Annotated in this window: 4 protein-coding genes; all 4 read left to right on the top strand. The window is 72.7% G+C overall.

The window, feature by feature from the left end; genetic code table 11:
- Nucleotides 1–2932: ATP-binding protein (locus VGK78_RS00680; protein WP_331525319.1), on the top strand; the 2932-nt coding region annotated here is incomplete at its 5' end.
- Nucleotides 2929–6438, top strand: coding sequence for an adenylate/guanylate cyclase domain-containing protein (locus tag VGK78_RS00675; protein WP_331525318.1), 3510 nt, complete (start codon nt 2929–2931; stop codon nt 6436–6438). The genes VGK78_RS00680 and VGK78_RS00675, both read left to right, overlap by 4 nt.
- A 30-nt stretch (nt 6439–6468) precedes the next feature.
- The gene (locus tag VGK78_RS00670) at nt 6469–6633 is read left to right on the top strand and encodes a hypothetical protein (RefSeq protein ID WP_331525317.1); all 165 of its coding nucleotides are present in this window, start codon (nt 6469–6471) and stop codon (nt 6631–6633) included.
- 89 nt (nt 6634–6722) lie between these two features.
- Nucleotides 6723–6896 carry a hypothetical protein gene (locus VGK78_RS00665; RefSeq protein WP_331525316.1) on the top strand — a complete coding sequence of 58 codons (174 nt, stop codon included), beginning with the start codon at nt 6723–6725 and terminating at the stop codon, nt 6894–6896.
- Nucleotides 6897–6937: the final 41 nt, after the last annotated feature.

Here is a 6937-nt window from a genome sequence, read left to right as displayed (position 1 = left end):
GCCCGGCCAGGTCTGGGTCGACGAGACGACGCGACTGCTCACCAACGCCTCCATCTCGTACGCCGACGTCGGGTCCCACGCCCTCAAGGGCAAGGCCGACCCGATGCCGTTGTGGGCGGCACGCGCGGTGGTGGCCAAGGCCGGTGGCGCCCAGCGCGCCGACGGTCTGGAGGCGCCGCTGGTCGGTCGCGACCGTGAGCTCCGGGTGGTCAAGGAGCTCTACCACGGTGTCGCGGACACGGGCCGCGCGGCGCTCGTCGTGGTCTCCGGCGACGCCGGTGTGGGCAAGACACGACTCGGCTGGGAGTTCTCCAAGTACACCGACGGCCTGGTCGAGGCGTGCCGGTGGCACGCGGGGAAGTGTGTCTCGTACGGCGAAGGCGTGGCGTACTACGCGGTCGCCGAAGCGGTGCGGAACAGGCTCGAGACCGGACTCGAGACGGAGCTGGATCCGGATCTCGAGAACGGCCACGAGGCCGGGCTCGGTGGGGAGCAGTCGCTCGATACGTCCGAGCTCGTCGAGCGGGGCCTCGCGGTGTACGTCGAGGATCCGGACGAGCGCGCCTGGCTGGCGCCTCGGATCGGAGCCCTCCTGGGCGCGGCCGGCGCCACGGGCCTGGCCCGCGAGGACCTGTTCGCCGCGTGGACGACGTTCTTCGAGCGGGTGAGCCAGGGCACCGAACCGGTGGTCATGCTCATCGACGACGCGCAGTACGCCGACGAAGGGCTCGTGCTGTTCCTCGAGCACCTCATGGCGGCGGCCACGTTCCCCTGCTTCGTGGTGCTGCTCGCCCGGCCCGAGCTCTTGACCGACCGGCCAACCCTGGTCACGAACCGCCGCGCGACCGTGCTCCACCTCGACGCGCTCACCGCCGACGAGATGGCCACGCTGGTGGACGGCCTGGTGCAGGGCCTTCCCACCGAGGTGCGAGCGCAGCTCGTCGAGCGGGCCGAGGGGATCCCGACGTACGCCGTGGAGACGGTCCGCGCGCTGATCGACCGCGACCTGGTGGTCCCACGCGGAGGGGCGTACGTCCTGGCCGACCCGGACTCCCTCGACCTGGCGGAGGTCGGGGCGCCGGCCTCGCTGCAGGCGCTGATCTCGGCCCGGCTCGACCGGCTCGAGCACGACCAGCGCCGGGTCGTCGACCGCGCCAGCGTCGCCGGCGGGTCGGTGGAGCCGGAGCTGCTCGCCGAGATCTGCTCCGACATCCCGGACCTCGACGGAGCCCTCGCGGCATTGGTGCGGGCCCAGATCCTGACCGTCGAGCACGACCGGCTCAGCAGCGAGCTGGGCCGCTACCAGTTCGTCCAGTCCGCGGTTCGGCAGGTCGCCTACGCGACGCTGTCCCGCCGCGAGCGCAAGAGCATCCATCTCCGGGTGCTCGAGGTGATGACGCGCGAAGGCTCAGAGGAGCTCACCCCGGTCGCCGCGCAGCACTGCATCGCCGCGATCGACGCCGGACCGGACGATCCGGACGCCGCCGAGCTGACCGGACGGGCGGTCGAGCTGCTCCGGCGAGCCGCCGCGCGCGCTCGCGCTCTCGGAGCGCCGGGCGAGGCGGCGGGTCATCTCGCGCGGGCCGAGGCCCTCGCCACCGACGAGCACGACCGGTGCGAGATCGGGCTGGCCCGGGCGAAAGCCCTCACCGATGCCGGGAGGTACGAGGAGGCAGCCGCGCTGGCGGAGGTCGCCCGGGAGGGCTTCCGGAGCGTGGCCGACGACGACGGTGAGGCGCTGGCAGCTGCGGAGTGGGCTCTGGCGACGACGCGCAGTGCCCGGGACGTCCACGCGGCGGTGACGCGGCTCGAGCCGTACCTCGCCGCCCTGCAGGACACGCCGGGCAAGGAGTCGGTCCTGGCGCCCGTGCTGTGGGCCTACCTGCTCGCCTTCACCTTCCAGGGGGACGTGGCCTACGAGCTCACCCTGCAGTACATCAAGCTGGCCGACCGGTTGGGTGATCGCTCGCAGGTGGCTCGCGGCATCCTCAACCTGGGCCTGCAGCTCAGCCGCGCCGGACACGACGACCTCGGGATCATGCTCTGGGAGAAGAGCAACTCCATCGCGCGTGAGTGCCACGACATCGGGCAGCTGGCGAACGGCCTGAACAACGTGGCCTCCGCTCTCGCCCAGAGGGACGCCGTCGCGGCGGCCCGAGTCGCCGACGAGTCGCTGGAGACCGCCCGGCGCTCGGGCATCGCCGCGATGGTGAGCAACGCCCTGGGCAACGTGGCGATCGGACGTTGGCCGACCGGTGACTGGGACACCATCGAGGAGATCGTCGGCTCGGAGTCGCTGGGGCTGGACGCGGAGGCGGTCGTCGCGTCGGCCGCCTCCCTGGTCTACGCGGCCCGCGGGCGTGATCCTGCCGAGCTGGTCGAGTGGGCGGCGGAGATGGATGCGACAGCCTTCTACCTGGACGTGGCCCGCGCCGTGGCCCTGGCGTTCTCCGGTGACCGGGAAGCCGTCGCGACCGTGACGCGCGCGCTCGACGGTGCCTTCGACCTGAGCGGGATCTACGAGGACTTCACGCTCGTCTACGACGCGGCGCTGGAGGTCGCGGTCCGCTTCGGCGACGCCGCCCTGTTCGACCGGCTCCGGCGGGTCGCCGACACGGAAGGCCAGGCGCTCCCGCTCGGCATGGCGGGCCATCGAGCACTGCTCGCCGCCCTCGACGCCGAGCGCGTCGGCGACCCCGACCACGTCGCGGAGGAAGCATTCGCCGAAGCCCTACGTCGCTACGAGGCCTGGGGGTCGGCAGTCCACGTCGCTCGCGCGCAGGCGGCGTACGGCGTGTGGCTCGCCCGGCGCGGCCGCACCGACGAGGCCGAGCCCCTGCTCGCTGCGGCTCGGACGACGTACGCCGGGCTGGGCGCGGTCGCGTGGCTCGCCGAGCTCGACGGCGCGCTGTCGGGGGTGACGACGTCGTGACCGCGTGCACCGGCTGCGGCGCCGACCAACCGGCCGGCGCCAAGTTCTGCAACGAGTGCGGCGCGGCCATGGTCAGCGGCTGCCCGGTGTGTGGCTCCGCGGTGCCTCCCGCAGCCAAGTTCTGCAACGAGTGCGGGGCCGACCTCCGTGCCACCGCGCCTGCGGCCCGCGAGCAGCCGACCGCGGCAGCATCATCGGCGACGTCGCCGGTGGCGTCCCGCCGCATCACCAGCGTCCTCTTCGGCGACCTGGTCGGCTTCACGACGTTGTCGGAGTCGCGCGACCAGGAAGACGTCCGCGAGCTGCTGAGCCGCTACTTCGAGGAGTGCTCGCGCATCGTCGCGCGCTACGGCGGTGTCGTCGAGAAGTTCATCGGCGACGCGGTGATGGCGGTCTGGGGAGTCCCGGCCGCCCACGAGGACGACGCCGAGCGGTCGGTGCGGGCCGGGCTCGAGCTGGTGGCGGCCGCCGGCGCGCTCGGATCCGACGTGGACATCCCCGAGCTCGCGATGCGGGTCGGGATCGTCACCGGCGAGGTCGCGGTCACCGTGGGCGCCGAGATGCAGGGCATGGTCGCCGGCGACCCGGTGAACACCGCCAGCCGGGTGCAGTCGGTGGCCGCGCCCGGTCAGGTGTGGGTCGACGAGACCACCCGGCTCCTCACCAGCGCGTCGATCTCCTACGCCGACGTCGGGTCGCACGAGCTGAAGGGCAAGGCCGCGCCGGTGCCGTTGTGGGCGGCCCGTGCGGTCGTCGGCACCGCCGGTGGCGCCCAGCGCGCCGACGGCCTCGAGGCGCCGCTCGTCGGGCGTGACCGCGACCTGCGGATGGTCAAGGAGCTCTACCACGGGGTCGTCGAGACCGGCCGCCCTGCGCTGCTGGTCGTGTCGGGGGATGCGGGCGTGGGCAAGACCCGGCTCGGCTGGGAGTTCTCCAAGTACACCGACGGGCTCGCCGTCGCCTGCCGGTGGCACGCCGGCAAGTGCGTGTCGTACGGCGAGGGGGTGGCCTACTACGCCGTCGCCGAGGCGGTGCGCAGCCGGCTCGAGACGGCCCTCGGCGCCGACGAGACGGTCGAGACCGCGGAGCTCGTCGAGCGCGGCCTCACGGCGTACGTCGATGACCCCGACGAGCGTGCCTGGCTGGCGCCTCGGCTCGGCGCGCTGCTCGGAGCGGGCGGGGCCGGAGGCCACGCGCGCGAGGACCTGTTCTCGGCCTGGACGACGTTCTTCGAGCGGGTGAGCCAAGGCGACGAACCGGTCGTGATGCTGATCGACGACGCGCAGTACGCCGACGAGGGCCTTGTGCTGTTCCTCGAGCACCTGCTGGCGGCCGCGACGTTTCCGTGCTTCGTGATGCTGCTGGCCCGGCCCGAGCTGGTCCTGGAGCGGCCCGGCCTGGCCACCCACCGTCGCGCGACCGTGCTGCACCTCGAGGCGCTCGGAGACGACGAGATGGCCGAGCTCGTGGACGGTCTGGTGCACGGTCTGCCCATCCGCGTGCGTGAGCAGCTGGTGCGGCGATCGGAGGGCATCCCGACGTACGCCGTGGAGACGGTCCGCGCGCTGATCGACCGCGACCTCGTGGTGCCGCGCGGCGGTGCGTATGTACTCGCCGAGGCCGACCACCTCGACCTGGAGGAGATCGGTGCGCCAGCCTCGCTGCAGGCGCTGATCTCGGCCCGGCTCGACCGGCTCGATCCGGACCAGCGACGGGTCGTCGACCGGGCGAGCGTCGCCGGAGGCTCGGTGGAGCCGTGGCTGCTGGCCGAGCTGTGTGCCGACGTACCCGACCTGGACGCGGTGCTGGCGGCCCTGGTGCGCGCCCAGATCCTCACCGTCTCGCACGACCGGCTCAGCAGCGAACAGGGGCGCTACCAGTTCGTCCAGTCCGCCTTGCGGCAGGTCGCCTACGCGACGCTGTCGCGCCGGGATCGGAAGACGATCCACCTCCACCTGCTCGAGGCGATGTCCCGCGACGACTCCGACGAGCTCGCCCCGGTCGCCGCGCAGCACTGCATCGCCGCGCTCGAGGCCGCCCCGGACGATCCGGACGCCGTCGAGCTGAGTGGCCGAGCCGTCGCCCTGCTACGTCGGGCCGCCGAGCGGGCGCGGCGGCTGGGAGCCCCGAGCGAGTCCGTGGGCCATCTGGCGCGGGCCGTGGACCTCGCCACCGACGATCGCCAGCGGTGCGAGATACGGCTCGCGGCGGCGCTGGCCTGCAACGACGCGGGGAAATACGACCGGGCCCGCGAGCTCGCTGAGGCCGCTCGAGACGGCTTCGCGGCGGTGGACGACCCGGACGGTGAGGCTCTGGCGGCCGCGGCGTGGAGCGTGGCTGTGGCGCGGAGCTCCGGCGACCTCCATGCCGCGGTCGCGATGGTCGAACCCCACCTGCGCATCCTGCAGACCACACCCGGGAAGGACGAGGTGCTCGCGCAGGTGCTGTACGCCTACCTGCTGGCCTTCAACGGCCTCGGGGGCACGGACTACGCCCTCCAGCTTGAACAGATCAAGATCGCCGACCGACTGGGTGACCGGAGCCAGTTCGCGCGTGCCACCGGCAACCTGGGCGTGCAGCTCATGCGCGACCGCCTGGAGGAGCTCGGGATCCTCCTGTTCGAGAAGAGCACGTCGGTCGCCCGCGAGTGCCGCGACATCGCCCAGCTCGCCTTCGGGCTGTCCAACCTGGCGTCCGCCTTGGCCCAGCGCGATGCCGTGGCTGCGGCGCGGGTCGCGGACGAGGCGCTGGACGGTGCGCAGCGCGCGGGCATCGCGGTCGGCCTGAGCAATGCGCTGGTCAACGTGGCGATCGGACGCTGGGCCACCGGCGACTGGGACACCGTGGAGGGGATCGTCGGTGAGTCGCACGCGCTCCACGACGCCGCGATCGTCGCGTCCGTGGCCGCGCAGGTGATCGCGGCACGCGGACGCGATCCGGGGGAGGTGGTGGAGGCGGCTCCCGAGGTGGACGAGACCGCCTTCTACCTCGACCTGGCGCGCGCGGTGGCCCAGGCGTTCTCCGGTGACCGACGCGCGGTGGCGACGGTGTCCGGCGCGCTCGACGGCGCTTACGCCGTCAGCGGGATCTACGAGGACTTCACGCTCTTCTACGGCGCCGCACTGCGGATCGCGATGGACTTCGACGACGGGCAGCTGCTCGACCGGCTCCGGCAGATCGTCGACGACGACGGTTCCTCGCCTCCGTCCGGTCTCGCCGGTCACCGGGCCCTGCTCACAGCCCTCGACGCTGAGCGGGTCGGTGACGGGGACGAGGTCGCGGAGGCGGCGTACCTCGACGCGATGCAGAGCTACGAGACCTGGGGCTCGCCGGTCCACCTGGCCCGCGCCCGGGCGGCGTACGGCGTCTGGCTGACGCGACGCGGGCGGATCGAGGAGGCCGAGACCCTGCTGCGCGAGGCCCGGACGGCGTACGCTTCACTCGGCGCCGTCGCCTGGCTCGCCGAGCTGGACGCGGCCCTCTCGGGCCAACGGGTCGGTTCCTGACCCGGCCGAGCAGCACCACCTGGGGGGATCATGAACGAGTACGTCGAGCCCGAGACCGACGACGTCGAAGGCCACTTCCAGCTCATCGACGGCGAGGGCCGTGCCGAGGTCCCGCCGACCCGGCGGATCCCGCTCTCGGATGACGACGACGTCGAGGGCCACGTCCTCGACCTCGACATCGAGCGCAAACGCTGATCCGCGGGTTGTGTCAGCAGGCTGACAGACGCCTCCGCCGTGCCGGAGCACGATGAGGCCACACGCAAGAGCTGGGAGAGGAAGAACCGATGAGCGAGAACATCAACGAGACCATCCTGAAGGACGAGACCGACCCCACCGACGTCGAGGGCCACTTCCTGCCGCTGGACGACGAGGGGAACGTCGACTTCACGCCGCTCCGCGACGGGAGCGACGACGTCGAGGGCCACGTGCTGGACCTCGACATCGAGCGCAAGCGCTGAGCGGGCACCGAGACTGACCGTTCGTCCGACGCCGACCGGGG

Origin of the sequence: Nocardioides sp. (genome assembly GCF_036503465.1) — a bacterium.
Classification (GTDB): domain Bacteria; phylum Actinomycetota; class Actinomycetes; order Propionibacteriales; family Nocardioidaceae; genus Nocardioides.
The sequence above is the reverse complement of the archived record's forward strand: the minus strand, read 5'-3'. Positions and strand labels throughout refer to the sequence as shown.